16 protein-coding genes are annotated in these 17,623 nt (G+C 55.4%); 3 read left to right on the top strand and 13 right to left on the bottom strand.

Annotated elements, in window-relative coordinates; genetic code table 11:
• Positions 1-81: 81 nt before the first annotated feature.
• The 9 genes from NI21_RS0101525 to NI21_RS0101485 form a co-directional block, all read right to left on the bottom strand.
• Positions 82-882: a TIGR03915 family putative DNA repair protein gene (locus NI21_RS0101525; RefSeq protein ID WP_033124486.1), complete on the bottom strand. Its 801-nt coding sequence runs from the start codon at positions 880-882 to the stop codon at positions 82-84.
• Positions 879-2,186, bottom strand: a complete 1,308-nt coding sequence (locus NI21_RS0101520; RefSeq protein WP_033124626.1) for a putative DNA modification/repair radical SAM protein — start codon at positions 2,184-2,186, stop codon at positions 879-881. The genes NI21_RS0101525 and NI21_RS0101520 overlap by 4 nt, the downstream gene beginning before the upstream one ends.
• A 265-nt stretch (positions 2,187-2,451) precedes the next feature.
• Complete coding sequence (locus NI21_RS0101515; RefSeq protein WP_033124485.1) at positions 2,452-3,282, bottom strand: Mrp/NBP35 family ATP-binding protein; 831 nt, start codon at positions 3,280-3,282, stop codon at positions 2,452-2,454.
• Between the two features lie 49 nt (positions 3,283-3,331).
• Entirely contained in the window at positions 3,332-3,709 is a 378-nt protein-coding gene (locus NI21_RS0101510) for a Rid family detoxifying hydrolase (protein WP_033124484.1), read from the bottom strand.
• Positions 3,710-3,712: 3 nt separating this feature from the next.
• Positions 3,713-4,663 (bottom strand): ornithine cyclodeaminase family protein, encoded by a 951-nt coding sequence (locus NI21_RS0101505; RefSeq protein ID WP_033124483.1) that lies wholly within the window; start codon positions 4,661-4,663, stop codon positions 3,713-3,715.
• Between the two features lie 24 nt (positions 4,664-4,687).
• Positions 4,688-5,872 (bottom strand): iron-containing alcohol dehydrogenase, encoded by a 1,185-nt coding sequence (locus NI21_RS0101500; protein ID WP_033124482.1) that lies wholly within the window; start codon positions 5,870-5,872, stop codon positions 4,688-4,690.
• Positions 5,873-5,935: 63 nt separating this feature from the next.
• A complete protein-coding gene (locus tag NI21_RS0101495) occupies positions 5,936-7,090 on the bottom strand; it encodes an ABC transporter permease (RefSeq protein ID WP_033124481.1) in 1,155 nt (384 codons plus the stop codon).
• On the bottom strand, positions 7,077-8,210 hold the full coding sequence (locus NI21_RS0101490) for an ABC transporter permease (protein ID WP_033124480.1): 1,134 nt from the start codon (positions 8,208-8,210) through the stop codon (positions 7,077-7,079). The genes NI21_RS0101495 and NI21_RS0101490 overlap by 14 nt, the downstream gene beginning before the upstream one ends.
• Position 8,211: 1 nt before the next feature.
• Complete coding sequence (locus tag NI21_RS0101485; protein WP_207742229.1) at positions 8,212-9,177, bottom strand: ABC transporter ATP-binding protein; 966 nt, start codon at positions 9,175-9,177, stop codon at positions 8,212-8,214.
• 132 nt (positions 9,178-9,309) lie between these two features.
• On the opposite strand from NI21_RS0101485, the gene NI21_RS16680 reads away from it, so the two are divergent.
• From NI21_RS16680 to NI21_RS0101470, 3 genes are read left to right on the top strand one after another with little or no spacing between them, the layout of a single operon-like run.
• Positions 9,310-10,404 carry a sensor histidine kinase gene (locus NI21_RS16680; RefSeq protein ID WP_138302706.1) on the top strand — a complete coding sequence of 365 codons (1,095 nt, stop codon included), beginning with the start codon at positions 9,310-9,312 and terminating at the stop codon, positions 10,402-10,404.
• A complete protein-coding gene (locus NI21_RS0101475; protein ID WP_033124479.1) occupies positions 10,401-11,024 on the top strand; it encodes a response regulator transcription factor in 624 nt (207 codons plus the stop codon). The genes NI21_RS16680 and NI21_RS0101475 overlap by 4 nt, the downstream gene beginning before the upstream one ends.
• Before the next feature lie 60 nt (positions 11,025-11,084).
• The gene (locus NI21_RS0101470; protein ID WP_033124478.1) at positions 11,085-13,166 is read left to right on the top strand and encodes a glycogen-debranching protein; all 2,082 of its coding nucleotides are present in this window, start codon (positions 11,085-11,087) and stop codon (positions 13,164-13,166) included.
• 73 nt (positions 13,167-13,239) lie between these two features.
• Here NI21_RS0101470 and NI21_RS0101465 read toward each other — a convergent pair whose 3' ends face one another.
• The 4 genes from NI21_RS0101465 to NI21_RS0101450 all read right to left on the bottom strand — a co-directional run bounded on the left by NI21_RS0101465 (position 13,240) and on the right by NI21_RS0101450 (position 17,489).
• Positions 13,240-13,578, bottom strand: coding sequence for a hypothetical protein (locus NI21_RS0101465; protein ID WP_033124477.1), 339 nt, complete (start codon positions 13,576-13,578; stop codon positions 13,240-13,242).
• Between the two features lie 282 nt (positions 13,579-13,860).
• Complete coding sequence (locus NI21_RS0101460) at positions 13,861-14,826, bottom strand: PfkB family carbohydrate kinase (protein WP_033124476.1); 966 nt, start codon at positions 14,824-14,826, stop codon at positions 13,861-13,863.
• Between the two features lie 25 nt (positions 14,827-14,851).
• Complete coding sequence (locus NI21_RS0101455) at positions 14,852-16,345, bottom strand: glycoside hydrolase family 32 protein (RefSeq protein ID WP_033124475.1); 1,494 nt, start codon at positions 16,343-16,345, stop codon at positions 14,852-14,854.
• Between the two features lie 64 nt (positions 16,346-16,409).
• On the bottom strand, positions 16,410-17,489 hold the full coding sequence (locus tag NI21_RS0101450; protein ID WP_205156082.1) for a glycoside hydrolase family 172 protein: 1,080 nt from the start codon (positions 17,487-17,489) through the stop codon (positions 16,410-16,412).
• Between the last annotated feature and the right edge of the window lie 134 nt (positions 17,490-17,623).

Raw genomic sequence — 17,623 nt, 5'->3', positions numbered from 1 at the left:
ACGTAATACTTTTCAATAATGTTGCGTCTGAAATTAAACCAACTGGTGGGATATTGTGTATAACGCGGAAATATTATCTGATTATTTAACGAAATTGTCTATCCCGCACTCTCCTGCAAATTCTGTCATGTTGGGCCGGAAGCGGAGCGGCAGGTGGGTTCTCTGGCATCTGGGATTTTCACGCTCCCTGATGGCAATGGTGTCGCAGAACTCCCGCCACAACACCTGCATCGTTTCCTCCTGATCGGAGAGACGTAAAAAGCCCTCATCCCCCCTCACTCCCGGATCCTCCTGTACAAGAACCCACCGCTTTCCCGCCTCGTGGACGACGAACATGCCGCGGTTTTTATCCCGGATCATCCAGTTCTCCATGGGAAAGCGCTCCTGAAAATGAGCCCCCAGGCAGGGAAGAACCCGGTTTTTCGGTGTGATGTCTGAAAAGAGTATCCCGTTCTCCAGCTCCCGAAAGCGGACAAATCCCGTCAGCAGGTGTGCCTCATTCCCCACGCTACGGCTCAGCTCAAACACCTTTTCCACGGCAGGGCTCCCCAAATGTTCCATAATCCTTCGAGGCTGCCTGAGCTTCCGGGCCGCCAGCAGCGTCCCCAGGATTGCCTCTCCTTTCTCTTCATCCCTGGAAAGCGCCGCATAATAAATATGACGGTAGACATTCCTTCCAAGGTTGGTGAGTATCATCCTCTCCACCGCCTCCACCTTGCTCTCATTTTCCCCTATCTCCCTGTACTCACAGAACAGCTCCGGCTCCACGCTGCCCCGGATGGCGATGCCGCTGGCCCCCTCCCGGCGCCGGTCCTTCCACGCCTCGTGCACAGCAGAGAAAATTCCTGTAATGCTGTCCGTACAGATGTAAATGGTTTTCATATAGTGCCTCCTTTCTCTGCCATGCCGCCAAATCTCACATCGTCAAAAAGAGAGAGCTGTCTGTAGGTCATGCCGTCCGCCCCCTCAGGCAGTCTCTCCTTCTCGTCCAGAAGGTTCCGCGTAATGTAATCCTCCTCAATCTTTACCGGATACATCATCTTCCCGCTGCAGGTCAAGAAGTACAGCGCCCGTTTAAGAACCACCCCCATTTTCTTTAAATCCCCAAAGTCCAGCTTCCCATACCGCCTGGCCTTCACGATCCTGGCCGCCGATCTGTATCCAATGCCCGGCACCCGCAGCAGAAGCTCATATTTCGCCGTGTTGGCCTCCACAGGGAAAACATCCAGATGCCGCAGAGCCCAGTTGCACTTTGGGTCGAGAAACACATTAAAATTAGGGTCTTTCTCCGTCAGGAGCTCCCCTGCCTGAAAATGATAGTATCGGAGCAGAAAATCTGCCTGATACAGCCGGTGCTCCCGAAGGAGCGGGGGCCCCTGCCCCGTCCTGGCAGGCAGGGATGCGTCCTCGTTTACATGGACAAATGCGGAATAGAACACTCTCTTCAGCCCGAACTTTTTGTACAGGGCCTCCGCCACATGGATAATCTGAAAATCCGTCTCCGGCGTGGCGCCTATGATCATCTGGGTGCTCTGACCGGCAGTTACAAACCTCTTTGCGTTCCGGTAGAGCTGTATCTCCTGCCTGTTCTCCTCCATCCTGTTCTGCACAAGCCGCATGGGCGCAAGGATCCTCTCTCTCGTCTTGTGGGGCGCAAGGAGACGCAGTCCCTCTGCCGTGGGCAGCTCCAGGTTAACACTCATCCTGTCCGCCAGAAATCCCAGCCTCTCCAGCAGCTCCTGGCTTGTGCCGGGGATGGCCTTCACATGGATATACCCCTGAAAGCGGTGTTCTGTCCGCAGCTTGTACAGGGCCGCATAGATCAGCTCCATCGTATAGTCCGGGCTTTTGAGCACGCCGGAACTCAAAAAAAGTCCCTCTATATAATTGCGCCTGTAAAACTCCATTGTCAGCGTACAGATCTCGTCCGGCGTAAAAGAGGCCCTGGGCACATCGTTGTCCCTCCGGTTGATGCAGTATTTGCAGTCATAGATGCACTCATTTGTAAACAGGATCTTCAGCAGGGAGATACATCTCCCGTCCGCGGAGAAGCTGTGGCAGATCCCCGCCTGCGCGCAGCTTCCTATACCGGTGCCGTCATTGCTGCGCTGGGTTCCGCTGGACGTGCACGCCACGTCGTATTTTGCCGCGTCTGTCAGTATTTTCAGTTTTTCAGCTATGGACATAGACTGCTGGATTTCCACATCTATTCCTCCCCTCTCCAAAAATAAGAACATATGTTTGTTTTTAGTATACAAACATATGTTCTACCTGTCAAGTGCCTGCTTATTTCCTTCGTCCGCCTTTAGGGGATCCCTTTCCTCATGTTACACACAATTATGCACCAGTTTGATCATTTTTCCCCAGATCCTGATACACAATTATGCACCAATAAACGTAAATGCAGACGTAATACTTTTGAAAAGTATTACGTCTGCATTTACGAATTGACTATAATTTATTCACCGCGTCCGCCAGATACTGGTTGTCCGCCTCATAGAATTTCTCTTCTTCCACAGCCTCCGCCAGCCTGGGGTCAATGGGCATTTTGCCGAGAACCGGCACGCCAAGCTGCCGGGCGGTCTCCTCGATGTGGCTCTCGCCGAACACAGAGATCTTCTTCCCGCAGTCCGGGCAGACGAGATAGCTGTAGTTCTCCACAATGCCAAGCACCGGGATATTCATCTGCCGGGCCATGTTGCAGGCCTTGTCCACGATCATCTGCACCAGATCCTGAGGGGAGGTGACGATGACGATGCCGTCCACCGGAAGGGACTGGAACACAGTGAGGGGCACGTCCCCTGTTCCCGGAGGCATATCCACGAAGAGGTAATCCAGCTCTCCCCACATGACATCGGTCCAGAACTGCTTTACCACTCCCGCAATGATGGGGCCTCTCCAGATCACCGGGTCAGACTCATGCTCCAGGAGGAGATTGACGGACATGATCTTCGTGCCGTCCTTTGCCTCGCTGGGGAAGATACCCGCGTCGCTCCCCTTTGCTGTCTCATGGATACCGTACATCTTCGGGATGGAGGGTCCGGTGATATCTGCGTCCAGAATTCCCACGGAAAAGCCCTGCTCCCGCATGATCCTTGCCAGGGAGGCCGTCACCATGGACTTGCCCACGCCGCCCTTTCCGCTGACAACGGCGATCACTTTATTTACATGGGAAAACGGGTTCGCCGGCTCCCTCATATCCTGGGGCTTGCTGCCACAGGAGTCTGCATGGGCGCACCCCGCACAGTCGGAGGGGGAGCACCCGTTTTGCTGCTCTGCCATTTTTACTCTACCTCTTTTCTATTGGTCTCCTCAGCTGAAACCGCTTCTTCTACTCTTCCACTGCTGCGATGACTTCGATCTCGCACAGCATGTTCTTCGGAAGGGTCTTCACAGCCACGCAGCTTCTGGCCGGCTTGGATGTAAAATATTTTGCGTACACCTCGTTAAATGCGCCAAAATCTCCCATGTCTGCCAGGAAGCAGGTTGTCTTGATGACCTTGTCGTAGGTTGTTCCTGCTGCCGCAAGAAGCTCGCCGATGTTCTTGCACACCTGCTCTGTCTGTCCCTCGATGGTGTCCGCCTCAACCGCGTCTGTAGCCGGGTTGATGGCGATCTGTCCCGCCGCGTAGAATACGCCGTTGTAAATATATCCCTGTGAATAGGGTCCCAGTGCCTTTGGTGCCTTCTCTGTCGCTACTAATTTCATTTCTTATCTCTCCTTTGCCTTCTCCAATAATTTCTGTGCCACGCACACGTCAAAAAGACCCATGCCCACAGATTTAAAATACGTGGTCTTCCCCGCGATCTCATCTTCGTCCGCCCCGGACGCCAGGAACTTGTCCATAAGAACAACCCGGTCCATGGTGAGCCGTCCCTCTGCCAGGGGCTGGCTTAGATCCCCGCTCTCCTCGCAGGCGTAGGGCAGCTCGATGTACACCTTGTCCACCAGATCCCAGATCACGTCAGGTATCTCCCGCATCTTGGGAGTGTAGGATCCGATGGCAATGATGCACTTGCCCTCCAGCAGCTCCCTGTCATTGGGGAGCACAGGCTCCTCAGAGGGGGTGGCGGTGCAGATGATATCGCTGGCTTTCACAAGCTCTTCCACTGTCTTACATTGTACTACTTTCACCGCCGGGTCCGCAATAGTCTTCTTCAGCCTGTCCATAAAATCCGTCAGGTCCCGGTCGCTGTGGTTCCAGATGTACACGGTCTCAATATTTCTGGCCGCGCAGGCGTACACGGCCTGGTGGAAGCCCTGTGCTCCGGCCCCCACGATGCCCACTGTACGGGCGTCCCTTCTGGACAGATGGCGGATCCCCACGCCGCCCACGGCTCCTGTCCTCCAGGCGGTGACAGCCTGGCCGTCCATGATAGCCAGGGGCGCTCCTGTGGTCCTGTCGTTCAGGATCACAAGCCCGTCCAGGGAGGGAAGTCCCAGCTTCGCATTTTCCGGGAAAATGGTCAGCATCTTTGTGCCGATGACATTCTCCGTAAAGCAGGGCATGTAGATGAGCGTCTTGTTCTCGTGCTCGATCACCGGTCGGGGCGGCATGTAGTAGGCGTCCGCCCCGAAAATCCGGTAGGCCTCCTCAATCTGGTCCATGATCTCATTTGGATCTACCAGCTTCTCAATCTCTTCTTTCCCTAAAAAAATCATACCGTTTTACCTCTCTTGTCTTTATCAGTCGTGGTTGGCAGCCTTGTAAATCTGGTAGGCGTCCTCGGCGTCTATCTTTTTAAAGGAGCCCAGCTGGATGGTATTCCCCTTTGTGGCGCTGTCCGCCAGCTTCCGCAGCACCTCGTCGGGCTGCACGCCGATCTCCAGCTCTCCGATGCATGTGGGCATGTGAAGGGACCGGAAAAAGTCCTCCGTCGCCCCGATGGCCGCCAGAGCCGCCTTCTCATCATCCTCCTCTTTGAGGCCCCACACCTTTTCTCCATAGCGGGCAAATCTGGACGGATCGATCCTGTACACATATCTGGCCCAGCTTCCCCAGATAGCCGACAGAGTCGCCCCGTGCGCCACGTCGAACATGCCTCCGATCTCATGACCCAGCTTGTGGCAGAGGAAATCCTTGGGACGACCAAGTCCTGTCAGATTGTTGTGGGAAATGCTGCCGCACCACATGATCTCGCTCATGGCATCGTAGTCTGTCTGGTCTTCATATGCCTTTTTCCCACAGGTGATCATGGTCCTTAAGAGTCCCTCTGCGATCTCATCGGTCAGCATGTTGCCGTCCACCGGCGTGAAATACCGCTCCAGCGTGTGCATCATGATATCCACGATGCCGCAGGTGAGCTGGTATTTCGGCAGGGTGTATGTAAGCTCCGGGTTCATGATGGCAAACTTCGGTCTGTTAAAATCCGTGTTGATTCCCGCCTTCTTGCCGGTCTCCTCGTTGGTGATGACAGCGGAGTCACTTGTCTCGCTGCCCGCTGCGGAGATGGTGAGGATGACACCCACCGGCAGAGCCGCCTGCACCTGTCTCTCCCCGGCCCAGTAACTCCACACGTCCACAGAAGGATCCGCGGCACCGATGGCCACAGCCTTAGCCGTGTCAATAACACTGCCTCCGCCCACAGCAAGGATCAGGTCCGCCCCGAGATCCACCGCCATCTTCACGCCCTCCCGGACAAGGCCCAGGCGTGGGTTTGGCTTCACACCGCCCAGCTCCTGGAAGGCCACACCTGCGTCCGCAAGCTCCGCCTTTACCCGGTCCAGGAGACCGCTCTTTTTCACACTTCCTCCCCCGTAGACGATGAGGACCTTATCCCCGCCCCACTTCCTGGCAAGCCGCCCGGCTTCCTTCTCCGCATCCTTTCCAAATACGATCTCCGTGGGTGCGTACTGCACAAAATTTTTCATAATAAAAGACCTCCTTACGCTCCAATCGTACTCTAAAGATTGTAACATAAGGAGGCCTCAAATTCAATCGGTCTCCCGGTATCTGCTCACCGCCATCCCCACGCCGAAGATGGCCGCCGCAAAGAGAAGCTGGAGCCCCAGTCCCTGCAGCACCTCCGCCCTCTGGCCGGCCGTGAGGGAGGCGTGGTCCGACAGGATCCCGTTCACAGTCTCGTACCAGTACACAGGCAGGAATGACGCCGCCCGCCTCACCCCCTCGGCCAGGACATCCATAGACACGAAGACACCGCAGAGGAAGCACATGCCCAGGGTCACCACATTGACCACACCGTTCACTATGTCCGCGTTTTTCACCAGCATGCCGATCACATAGGCGATGGAGAGGCTGACCAGGACCAGGGCGGTCACATTTGCCATATAATAGGGAAGATTTCCGTCTGACAGGAAGTCACCTCTGTAGAGGGTGACCGGCAGGATCAGGGAGATCACCCACACAGCCGCCCCCAGGACCAGATATCCGGCCATCAGCTCCAGGTTCTGACGCAGCCTGGGCACAGGGGATACAAGGAGCCTTCGCCTCACCTCCTCCTTCCTGAAGGCGATCATGATAAAGGCCGCCCCGTAGCACAGGATCGAGAGGACCATGTAGGGCAGATACTGAAAGAGAAAGGCGTGGGGCGCCGGCTCTCCCCCGTACCCGCTCTCGTCCAGCATCCGGACAGAGCCGGCCCCGCTCTGGGCCTGTAGCACAAGGGCGCAGGCCTCCTGGGTCCCGTATCCCGCTGCCAGCATGGCCTTCATCTCCCGAAGCCAGGCGCTGATCTGGCTGTCCACATAGTAAGCGCTGGTCGTCCCCGGGATTTTGGTCACCTCCAGCTTCTCCTGCCCCGCAAGGCAGGCAGCCTCAAAGTTCTCCGGTATCCTCACCAAATAGTAGATGTCCCTGTAAAACATTTTTTCCTGCAGACCCGTCAGGTCCCCCTCCCACTCCGTCACACGGTGGATCTGTCCCAGGTATTCCTTCAGCCCCTCTGCCGCCGCTCCCCCGTCCCGGTCCTCCACGGCCACAGGCAGGGAGGTCATCTCAAAGGTATCCGTCCCCTCCTCTCTCAGGGAGAGCTGGACAATAACAGCTATAGTCACAAAGACAGCCACATACAGGAGCAGCATGTGGAGCTGACGGAGCGCCAGCTTGATAAATCCTCTAAATACTGTCATACTGTTCCCTCCTCACTGCGGCGAAGGCCAGGAGGATGCAGAGGATGCTCATGCCTCCCAGGATCGCCATATCCTCCAGCAGTCTGTCATAGTCCTCGTACACCGCCAGGCAGTAGAAGGCGTCGCTCAGCACTGCCGCAGGGTTGATCCGGTCAAGGACCGGGCAGCGGGTCTCTATGACATATTTCATGTCCCCGAACATAAGCCCTGCCAGGAAGGAGGGAAACAGGGTCGCACAGACACAAAGCCCCATCTTGATGGAGAAGGAAAAACGGCTGATGCTCCCTGTCAGGATGCCAATGCCCACCCCGATCAGGGTCCCCGCAAGGTCCACAAGAAGGACCCATCCCGGGCTGCTGCCAAGGTCCACTCCCAGCACGAGCCATATAAATCCGGTCAGCACCAGCACATTTGCATAGTGGAGAAGGATCAGCACGGCAAAATCCGCCAGGATCCCCTTCAGCTTGTGCATGGGAGAGACGCTCCGGCGGGCTCCCAGGGCAGACAGGTTGGCCTGCCCGTCGCAGCACGTCTTGATGCCAAGATAGGCGCCGGACAGGCAGGAGAAGGCGATGAGGGCAAAGAAATACTGCACCCCTGTATTGGTGGTCCTTCCTCCAAGGCTCACCTCCCGCACCCCGCTCTCCTCGGACGCTTCCAGTGCGGCCGCGGCAGCTCGTTCCACTCCCTCCGGGTGGTCTTTGGCTGCCCGGGCAAGGAGATACGCCTGCTGCTCGTACCCCTCCATGAGTTCCCCAAGGATACTCTGTGCAAGCCCGGAGCCGTCCACTGTCAGCTCCGGCTCTTCCTTTACGGTGAAGACGCCTGTCACATCTCCTTCCCGCAGCGCGGCGAAAGCCTCCTGGCTGTCTTCATACTCTTTTATTTCTATCACGTCCCCGTCCAGGGCTTCGAGGAAGGCAGAGAAAGGAGGGTTTTCCTCCGTGACCACCACGCCGGCCGGCACAGACTGCATCTTCTCTCCCATGCCATCCCCTGCCGGATTGCCGAAGGACACGTAGAAGAGGACTGCCAGGATCAGCGGAAAGGCAAGGGCCCAGAACATAAAGGACTTCTCCCGCACAAGGGTGAGAAATCTGTATTTCAGATAGGTTCCCATTTTATCCCTCCTCCTCTTCCTTTCTGTCCCTGAGCCTCTTTCCCGTGATCTCCAGGAACACATCGTTCAGCGTGGGGGGCTGGGACCAGACCCTTCCGAAGGGAATGTCCGCCTCCTCCAGCCTGTGCAGAAGCCCTGTCAGGTTGCCCGCCCCCTGGGTGCACTGCACCCGCAGGACTCCCTCCTGGCAGTCTGCCGACACCACGCCCGGGAGCAGCCTGACCTCCTCCACCTGCTCTCCTGTCATTCCGCCTGTCTCCACCGTGATGGTCTCCCCGGTGCCGATCATGGCCTTCAGCTCCTCCTTTGTGCCTGTGGCCAGAATGCGGCCCCGGTCCATGATGGATATCCTGGTGCAGATCTTCTCCACCTCCTCCATGTAATGGGATGTGTAGATGATGGTGGAGCCCTGCTCATTGAGCTTTTTTATCCCCTCCAGGATGTGATTGCGGCTCTGGGGGTCTACCGCCACCGTGGGCTCATCCATGAGGATCAGCTCCGGCCGGTGCGCGATGCCACAGGCGATGTTCAGCCTGCGCAGAAGTCCCCCGGAAAGCTTTTTGGGATATTTTTTCAGATGGTCCTCCAGCCCGGTAAAGCGGACCGCCTCCTCCACAAGCTGCCTGCGCCGCTTTTTGTCCTTCACATACAGGCTGCAGAAATAGTCGATGTTCTCCCGCACGGTCAGCTCCTCGAAGACGGCCACATTCTGCATGACCACGCCGATCCTCCTCTTGCTCTCATAGCTGTCCGGCTCCATCTTTTCTCCGAAGACCCGGATGCTCCCTTTGTCATATCCAAGGAGAGCCAGCAGGCAGTTGATGGCCGTGGTCTTCCCCGACCCGTTTGGCCCCAAAAGGCCGTATATCTCCCCTCTCTTTATTTCCAGATCCAGATGGTCAAGAGCCAGCACATCCCCGTATCTCTTCACCAGATTGTGTATACTGACAATGGTTTTCTCCTCCATACTGACCTCCCTCTCTCATTTTTGATTTCACTTGTAGTATAAAAGTTTCCGTCCTATAATGATAGTGTCACCTGTCAGCAGACCGAATGACAATTGTCATTTTTTATCCATCCCAAAGAAAGGAGGCCCCTGATGAAACGACTGAGCGACTGCCTTCTCCTGTTTGTCTGTTCCCTGTCCCTGACCCTCTTCTGTCAGGACCTGACCTGGGCCGTCACCGGCTTCCTGGTAACCCTGATCTGCCTTTCCGCCGTCCTCCTCTTTCCGCGGAAATCCGTATATATCCCCGCCTTTCTCTGCTGGACTATTTCCGCTCTCCTTACGCCCTGGCAGCTTATCTTCCTGCCCCCTGTGCTGTACACCGTCTGCACCTGCAAAAGCCCCCTTCTCTTTGCCCTGTGCCTCCTGCCCGCAGCCTTCCACGTCCCCGCTGCCAGCCCCAGGCCCGCCGCTTTTCTTTTGTGCTTCTGCCTGGCCGCCCTGCTCCTTGCCAGGCGGACGCAGGAGGGCCTGCGCCTGGAAAAAGAGGTCCATGCGGCCAGGGACACAGGCATGGAGAGAAATCTTCTCCTGGAAGAAAAAAACAGGGCCCTGCTGGAAAACCAGGACTACCAGGTGTACACCGCGACCCTGAAAGAGCGGAACCGGATCGCCAGGGAGATCCACGACAATGTGGGACATATGCTCTCCCGCTCCATCCTCATGACAGGGGCTATCCGCACGGTTAGCCAGGACAGGGCTCTGGACAGACCGCTGGAGGAGTTGGAGGACACCCTCCACACCGCCATGACAAGCATCCGGCGCAGCGTCCACGACCTGCGGGATGACTCTGTCAGCCTGAAGGAGGCGATGGAGGACCTGATCCGGGATTTTCAGTTCTGCAGCGCCTCCCTCTCCTACGAGGCAGGGCTGTCCATCCCGAGGGAGGTAAAATACAGTGTGATCATGATCTGCAAGGAGGCCCTGAGCAATGTGATACGCCACAGCGATGCCTCCAGGGTCACCGTCTCCTTCCGGGAGCACCCCGGCTTCTACCGGCTGTGCATCCAGGACAACGGCACCTCCGCCCCTCTGTCTCTCACGGACGGCATGGGGCTCTCAAACATGAAGGAGCGGATCCGCTGCCTGGGCGGCGTCATCCAGTTTAACACAGAGCAGGGATTTTCCATCCACGCCTCTGTCCCAAAGGCAGCGGCAAAAGACATGACAGAAAGGAAATCTATATGAATATAGTGATCATTGACGACGACGCGCTCGTGACCACAGCGCTGAAGACCATACTGGAGGCAGACCCGCATGTCACGGTCACAGGGACAGGGAGCGACGGCCGGGAGGCCCTCTCCCTCTACAGAGCCCTGCGGCCGGACGTGCTCCTCATGGATATCCGCATGGAGGGCATGAGCGGCCTGGAGGCCTCAAAGGCTGTCCTCGCGGAGGATCCGGGAGCCCGCATCCTCCTTCTCACCACATTTTCAGACGACGAGTACATCATCCAGGCCCTCCGCTGCGGGGTCAAAGGATATCTCCTGAAAGCCGACTACAGCAGTATCCTGCCCGCCCTGCGGGCCGTGCAGACAGGCCAGACCGTGTTCGGCACGGAGATCATGTCCCGCATCCCGGGGCTTCTCCAGAAAGAGAAAGCTTTTCCGCGTGAGGAGTACGGTCTCACAGACAGGGAGTATCAGCTCATCAGTCTGGTGGCGGAGGGACACAGCAACAGGGAGATCGCTTCCCGCATGTTCCTGGGGGAGGGAACCGTGAGGAACTACCTGAGCAGCCTGCTGGAAAAGCTCTCCCTCAGAGACCGCACCCAGCTGGCCGTCTTTTTTTACCAGCACCTGCAGTAACCCGTCCACTCCACACACCCGACAACACAACAGACAACACAGCAGACAAAGGAGGCAGCTATGATCAAAGAAACCTTACCAGCCCACATGGAACCGCTTGCAACTATCAATGGATTTCGCGTCCGCCCGGGCCTCTACCAGTATTTCGGAGCCTGGGCCATCCCGTCGGGAGTCAGCTTCACGGTCCACTCCCAAAGCGCCACCTCCTGCGAGATCCTCCTCTACCATCGGGAGGCGGAGGAGCCCTACGCCGTCCTCCCTATCCCGGAGAACTACAAGATAGGAAATGTCTTCTCCATGATCGTCTTCGGCCTGGACGTGGAGGAATTCGAGTACGCCTTCCGCCTGGACGGTCCCTGGGCCCCCGAGAAGGGCCTTCTGTTCAGCAAGAAAAACATCCTCATCGACCCCTACGCCAAGGCCATCACCGGCCAGAGCACCTGGGGGAAGAAGGTGCTGGAGAAGGGCTACCGGGCCAGGGTGGTAAAAAACAACTTCTACTGGGGCGTGGCGCCCCAGCTGTGCACCCCCATAGAGGACCTGGTCATCTACGAGCTCCACGTGCGCGGCTTCACAAAGATGGCAAAGGATGTGTCCGCCCCCGGCACCTTCCTGGGCGTAAAAGAAAAAATCCCCTACCTGAAGGCCCTGGGCGTCAATGCGGTGGAGCTGATGCCTGTCTTCGAGTTCGACGAGCTCATGGACAAGCGCACCTACAACGGGAAAGAGCTCCTCAACTACTGGGGCTACAGCACGGTCAGCTTCTTTGCCCCCAACACCAGCTACGCCGCTGACGTGGAGTACAACCGGGAGGGGCTGGAGCTGAAAGAGCTGGTAAAGGAGCTCCACGACAACGGCATTGAGATCATCCTGGACGTGGTCTTCAACCACACGGCGGAGGGAAACGAGAACGGTCCCATTTTCTCCTTTAAAGGCTTTGACAACAACGTGTACTACCTCCTCACCCCGGAGGGCTGCTACTACAACTTCAGCGGCTGCGGCAACACCATGAACTGCAACCACCCGGTGGTGCAGCAGCTGATCCTGGACTGCCTGCGCTACTGGGTCACCTCCTACAGGATAGACGGCTTCCGTTTTGACCTTGCCTCCATCCTGGGGCGCAACGAGGACGGCTCACCCATGGAGCACCCTCCGCTCCTCAAGAGTCTGGCCTTTGACCCGCTCCTGGGAAACACAAAGCTGATCGCGGAGGCATGGGATGCAGGCGGTCTCTACCAGGTGGGCAACTTCCCCTCCTTCAACCGCTGGAGCGAGTGGAACGGAAAATACCGGGATGACATGAGAGATTTCCTGAAAGGAGGCATCTCCCACACCTCCGCGGCCCTGCAGCGGATCAGCGGCTCCCCGGACATCTACGACCCCAAGATACGGGGCACCCACGCCTCCGTCAACTTCCTCACCTGCCACGACGGCTTCACCCTCTACGACCTGTACTCCTACAACGAGAAGCACAACGAGGCAAACGGCTGGGACAACACAGACGGTGCGGGTGACAACCGGAGCTGGAACTGCGGGGCTGAGGGCGAGACAGACGACCCGGAGGTCCTCTCCCTGCGCATGAGGATGATACGCAACGCCTGCGCTGTCCTCCTGTGCAGCCGGGGCACGCCCATGTTCTTTGCGGGAGACGAATTCTGCAACACCCAGTTCGGGAACAACAACCCCTACTGCCAGGACAACGAGATTTCCTGGCTGGACTGGTCCCTTTTGGAAAAGCACCAGGACATCTTCCGCTTCTTCCAGTACATGATCCACTTCCGCAGGGAGCACCCGGTGCTGCGGGGATCTGCCAGGAGCTGCCGCTACACCCTGCCGGACATCAGCTATCACTCGGAGGAGCCCTGGGAAGCGCCCCGGGATGACGGAAACGGGGTGGCCGGCGTCCTCTTTGCGGGCTACGATTCGTCCAAGTCCAGGGACGACATTGTCTATCTGGCGATCAATGTGCACTGGGAGGCCCACAGCATGACCCTGCCCCACCTCCCCGGCGGCCTCCACTGGCACATCGCGGTCAACACCGGAGACGAGGAGCATATCCTCTTTGAGGACCCCCTCCCTGTGCTGGCAGGGGACAGTCTGCTCATCGGAGCGCGGTCTGTCATTGTCCTTGTAGGCCGATGATCACACCAGAAAAAGCCCACACAGGCTGCTGTGTGGGCAAAATATCGTTTCAAATATACATGCAGACCGTCTATTACGGTTTCTTCACTTCCTCTGTCTCTTTTTTGGCAAGGACTGCGTAGATCTGGTCTGCGTCATAGTCCGGGGCAAACCGGCGGGCCGTCTCGCAGATAAGACTTATCTTCTCCTCCGGCTCTTCAAGCTCTTCCGCTATGACTGATACTGCCTTGTTTTTCCTGATTTTCTTGCAGACCAGTGATATAAGCTTTGTCTCCTCCCCCTGCTCCTTCCCCTTTTCTTTTCCTCTCTCCTCCGACTCCTGCAGCTCATCTGCAAACAACTCTCTCAACGCCTCGCACATTTCCTTCTCCTCCTTCATCCTGTCCCAGTTGGCCCGCACGATCAGGTCCATCCCTCTCCTCCTTGTCAGTATAATACAGTTTCTTCCCTCCGTGCAACTTTTACATAAATTTTTCATCATTTCCGGGTAATCCGGCAGATATGCCCGATACGTCAGATATGAATGGGAACCGCTTTTGAACGATGCGGTTCAAGAAATGTTTCCTCAAAAAAGAAGATACTCCAAGCTTACATCAGCTTATGTCTTCTGTCAACAAAAAACAGCGTAGCTGCACGCCTTTCCTCTATTTAGGCACGCATCCTGCGCTGTTCTTATTTCATTTTAAGTCCGGTCTTATCTCTCCCGGATAACCTTCTCGATCTCCTCTTTCTCCGGCATAACCTTCAGGGCTCCCTTTCTCGTGGTGATGATGGAAGCGCCCGCGTTGGCAAAGGTGAGCATCTCCTTTAAGTTCTCCTCTGTCAGATCCTCCAGGCCGTGCTGCAGGATGTAGTTCAGGGTGCAGGCCTCAAAGGTGTCCCCCGCTCCTGTCGTCTCGATGGTGTCCTCCCTCACAAAGGGGGCCGCCTCCACGATCATATCCTTGTAGAAGGCGCGGCTTCCCTCTCTTCCGAGAGTGACACAGATAAGGGGGATGTCAAACTGCTCCCGCAGCATCTCCACGCCTTTATTGTAGTCTGTCGTTCCGGTCATGAACTCCATCTCGTTGTCCGAGATCTTCAGGATGTCACACTTGGACATGCCGTACAGGATCTCCTCTTTCGCCTGGTCCAGGCTTTCCCAAAGGGGCTCCCGCAGGTTCGGGTCAAAGGAGACGAGAAGGCCGTTCTCCTTCGCCACGTCAATAGCATAGCGTGTGGCCTCCCTCACGCCTGCATGGGTGGAGGAAAGAGTTCCGAAGTGGAAGATCCTGGCCTTTTTGATCAGCTCCGGGTCAACCTCCTCCTTTGTCAGCATCATATCAGCGCCCGGATTCCGATAGAAGGAAAATTCCCTGTCCCCGTCCGGAAATGTGTGCACAAATGCCAGTGTCGTGTGTACCTGTTCATCCATGGCAAGGCCTGACACGTCCGTACCGCTTTCCTCCACCACTTCCTTCAGCATTTTTCCAAACTGGTCATTTCCAACCTTGCCGATAAAGGCCGTCTTCTTGCCCAGCTTGTTCAGCATGGCCAGCACATTACAGGGAGCTCCCCCAGGATTTGCCTCCAGAAGAGGGTTCCCCTGACCGCTCAGGCCGTTCTCCGTAAAGTCGATCAAAAGCTCTCCAAGCGCCACCACATCGTATCTTGTCTCCATACTCGTTCCTCCTGTTCTGCATGTATCAGCAGTCCATCGTCTTTTTGAGGGACCATGTCTGCATTGAGCGTATTTTTAAATTTCCGGCAGGAACGGACAGAAAATTTTTATCCTGGCTCCGGTCAGCGAAAACATTACAGCTGTGGTTGGTCCTGTAATCCTCCGCAAACACTTCAATGGAACTGGTGTCCACAAATATGTGGACAGAGAACACCCCCGGCTCCTTCAGTCTGAGAGGGCTGTGGCTGACGCCTCTGCTCCAGCCATCCGCTTGGTTTCTGTCAAAATACATGTGCTGTCCCTTCAGGTCAAAGGTAATCTTTGTCTGCCTGGTCCTGTCCTGATCGCAGCGCAGCAAAAGGGAAAATGCGCTGGCTGTCGTCTCTTTCAGGTCCACTTCCATTTTCAGCTCATAGGCGTATCCGTCCTGCAGCGGGATATCCTCTCTCCCGCCTTCCACAAGCACATTCTCCTGCACAGTTTCCTCTCCGCGGAGTGTCTCCAGCTCCTCCACAGGCTCAAAGCTGAGGGTATGGTCTGCGTTCATTTTGACCTGCCGCGGCACGGCAAAGGATCCGCACCACCCTTCCCTGTAGGCCGGACCCCAGTCCTTCCAGAAGGGCATCCAGTCCCAGGCATTGGCCCACCCTATGACAAGGCGCCGCCCCTTCCCGTCCACAAAGGACTGAGGCGCGTAGAAATCAAATCCCCAGTCAGCCTCTCCCGAGACATCCCAGACAAACTTCCCTGTCTCATAGCTGAAATCTCCAACCATGTACACACAGGTCCGCTCTCCCGCACCCATAGGTGACACAAGGAGCACATATTTGTCTCCAAGAGGAAAGAAATCCGGGCACTCCCACATGTATCCCCATTCACCCCTGCTCTGGGCAAGGACACTGAAAAATTCCCAGTGGAGCATGTCTTCAGACACATATAAAAGAGCCTGCGCAAGATTATTTTTGCTTGCTCCACATATCATATAATATTTCCCGTCATTTTTCCACACTTTTGGATCCCTAAATAAATGTTTTGGCACTCCCTCCGGGGCTGCGAGAACCGGATTTCCCTCATATTTTTCAAAATGGATGCCGTCTTCACTGAAGGCGATACACTGGGTCTGTTCAAAACCGCTGCCATTGTTCGTACATCCCGTGTACATAAGGAACAGCTTTCCGTCGTGCTCGATAGCGCTCCCAGAAAAGCAGCCTCCCCGGTAATGGTCATCATATGTCTCGCTGGGCGCCAGCGCAAGGGGAAGGTGTTCCCAGTGGACAAGATCCTCACTGACGGCATGCCCCCAGTGCATATAATCCCAGTGTCCGTAGTAGGGGTTATACTGATAAAAAATGTGGTATTTCCCCTTGTAGAAAATGAGCCCGTTGGGGTCATTGATCCATCCGGTCTGGGGCATAAAATGATAGTCCTGGCGCATCCGGCCTTGTTTTACACTCTCCTTGTTCTGGTCGATATACGCCTGGGCGCGGGCTATGTTTTTCTGCATGATTTCTTTTGACATTCTCTTTCGCTCCTATAGCTAATCCCTTTCCAAAAAGCCGCACTTTTTTTGTTATTTATCCATCTCATCTCGGTTTTCTTTTTTCTCTGTCCAGAATTTTTTCAAAACTTTTATGAGGTTCTGACTGGTACCAGTATGCTACACTTGACAAGTCGTCCTGACGTTCAAACAGTCCGCCCGGGCCTGAGCCAATCTGCTGCAACGTAACTTTTAAATTCTCGTCAAAAAAGATAGGATCCAACACATGCCATCTGTAAAGTCCACGCATAGGCGGACAGTCATCATTATAATACGGACTTTTAGATAGATCATCCTGCTTCGAATAATAGGGATAACCCAGATACGACGTACTGTACGTTTTTTCCACAGTCTTTCCATTCTCCTGCACGGCAAAGCTCCATGAACCGCCGAAATAGTCTTCCATCCCGGTTCCACAAACAGTCGGATACCTATCATCCCCGTCTATATAAAATTTCACCTCGCCTTCTCCCCACCAATATCTCTGCAGAACCGATAGAGCAATATAAGTACCTACATACCACCCCTGGCCTGTTATGCGGTCTGCGATCACGTAATCCTCACCTGTTCTGGAAATCGCTTCCCGTCTCCAGCTTGCATGAAAATATTTCGTCTGCGGCGGGAGTGTATCATAAAGCACATAATCTATCTGATAAAAAAATTCCGGAATCACATTGGCATGTTGACTTTCTACTGTAATCTTTGCTTTTTCCCTGAATGGCATCTGAAAATATGAATTCAATCCGCGGGCAGGTGCTACAATAATCGCAGATGAATCAATCAGGCATTCTCTTCCAAAACCGCAGCAAAAAAAATCTCCCAGTGGGACCTCCACAGATGGACTAACTTCCTCATCCCAATACATTCTCAAAATCAGGTCCCTCAGTACAAAGCACTCTGACGGGGATGTCTTCTGATCTACAGTAATCCAGATATGTGTTATAACACCCGGTCCTTTCATCTCTCCTAGGATAATCTCTTCATGGGGCCTTATGTTTTTCAAACAGGGGCTCCCTTTTCTGGACGGTCCCAGCACACTTTCCCTCATCCCTCCTCTTCCCTTTTCTCCGGTAGGATTCTCAGCGTTCACTGCTCTGCTTCTTCCCTGTGAAAGATAAGGCAGCATTCCCATGCTGCCTGGTAACCACATTTTCATATTTCTCCTCCTTCGTATAATAAGCCTGTACCCCAGATATACAGGGGTGGGATTATTCACTTTTAATGGTATAGAGGAGTCATCCCTCCGGAGGTTCTCTCCCT

Source organism: Eubacterium sp. ER2 (assembly GCF_000765215.1).
Lineage (GTDB): Bacteria > Bacillota > Clostridia > Lachnospirales > Lachnospiraceae > Claveliimonas > Claveliimonas intestinigallinarum.
This window is presented reverse-complemented; position numbering and strand designations above follow the sequence as displayed.

Excerpts from the sequence above, each read along its gene's own strand:
- NI21_RS0101500 (WP_033124482.1), bottom strand. The coding sequence starts at position 5,872 with ATGAAAAATTTTGTGCAGTACGCACCCACGGAGATCGTATTTGGAAAG.
- NI21_RS0101455 (WP_033124475.1), bottom strand. The coding sequence starts at position 16,345 with ATGTCAAAAGAAATCATGCAGAAAAACATAGCCCGCGCCCAGGCGTAT.
- NI21_RS0101450 (WP_205156082.1), bottom strand. The coding sequence starts at position 17,489 with ATGCTGCCTTATCTTTCACAGGGAAGAAGCAGAGCAGTGAACGCTGAG.
- NI21_RS0101515 (WP_033124485.1), bottom strand. The coding sequence starts at position 3,282 with ATGGCAGAGCAGCAAAACGGGTGCTCCCCCTCCGACTGTGCGGGGTGC.
- NI21_RS0101485 (WP_207742229.1), bottom strand. The coding sequence starts at position 9,177 with ATGGAGGAGAAAACCATTGTCAGTATACACAATCTGGTGAAGAGATAC.
- NI21_RS0101495 (WP_033124481.1), bottom strand. The coding sequence starts at position 7,090 with ATGACAGTATTTAGAGGATTTATCAAGCTGGCGCTCCGTCAGCTCCAC.
- NI21_RS0101520 (WP_033124626.1), bottom strand. The coding sequence starts at position 2,186 with ATGTCCATAGCTGAAAAACTGAAAATACTGACAGACGCGGCAAAATAC.
- NI21_RS0101475 (WP_033124479.1), top strand. The coding sequence starts at position 10,401 with ATGAATATAGTGATCATTGACGACGACGCGCTCGTGACCACAGCGCTG.
- NI21_RS16680 (WP_138302706.1), top strand. The coding sequence starts at position 9,310 with ATGAAACGACTGAGCGACTGCCTTCTCCTGTTTGTCTGTTCCCTGTCC.
- NI21_RS0101525 (WP_033124486.1), bottom strand. The coding sequence starts at position 882 with ATGAAAACCATTTACATCTGTACGGACAGCATTACAGGAATTTTCTCT.
- NI21_RS0101510 (WP_033124484.1), bottom strand. The coding sequence starts at position 3,709 with ATGAAATTAGTAGCGACAGAGAAGGCACCAAAGGCACTGGGACCCTAT.
- NI21_RS0101470 (WP_033124478.1), top strand. The coding sequence starts at position 11,085 with ATGATCAAAGAAACCTTACCAGCCCACATGGAACCGCTTGCAACTATC.
- NI21_RS0101505 (WP_033124483.1), bottom strand. The coding sequence starts at position 4,663 with ATGATTTTTTTAGGGAAAGAAGAGATTGAGAAGCTGGTAGATCCAAAT.
- NI21_RS0101465 (WP_033124477.1), bottom strand. The coding sequence starts at position 13,578 with ATGGACCTGATCGTGCGGGCCAACTGGGACAGGATGAAGGAGGAGAAG.
- NI21_RS0101490 (WP_033124480.1), bottom strand. The coding sequence starts at position 8,210 with ATGGGAACCTATCTGAAATACAGATTTCTCACCCTTGTGCGGGAGAAG.
- NI21_RS0101460 (WP_033124476.1), bottom strand. The coding sequence starts at position 14,826 with ATGGAGACAAGATACGATGTGGTGGCGCTTGGAGAGCTTTTGATCGAC.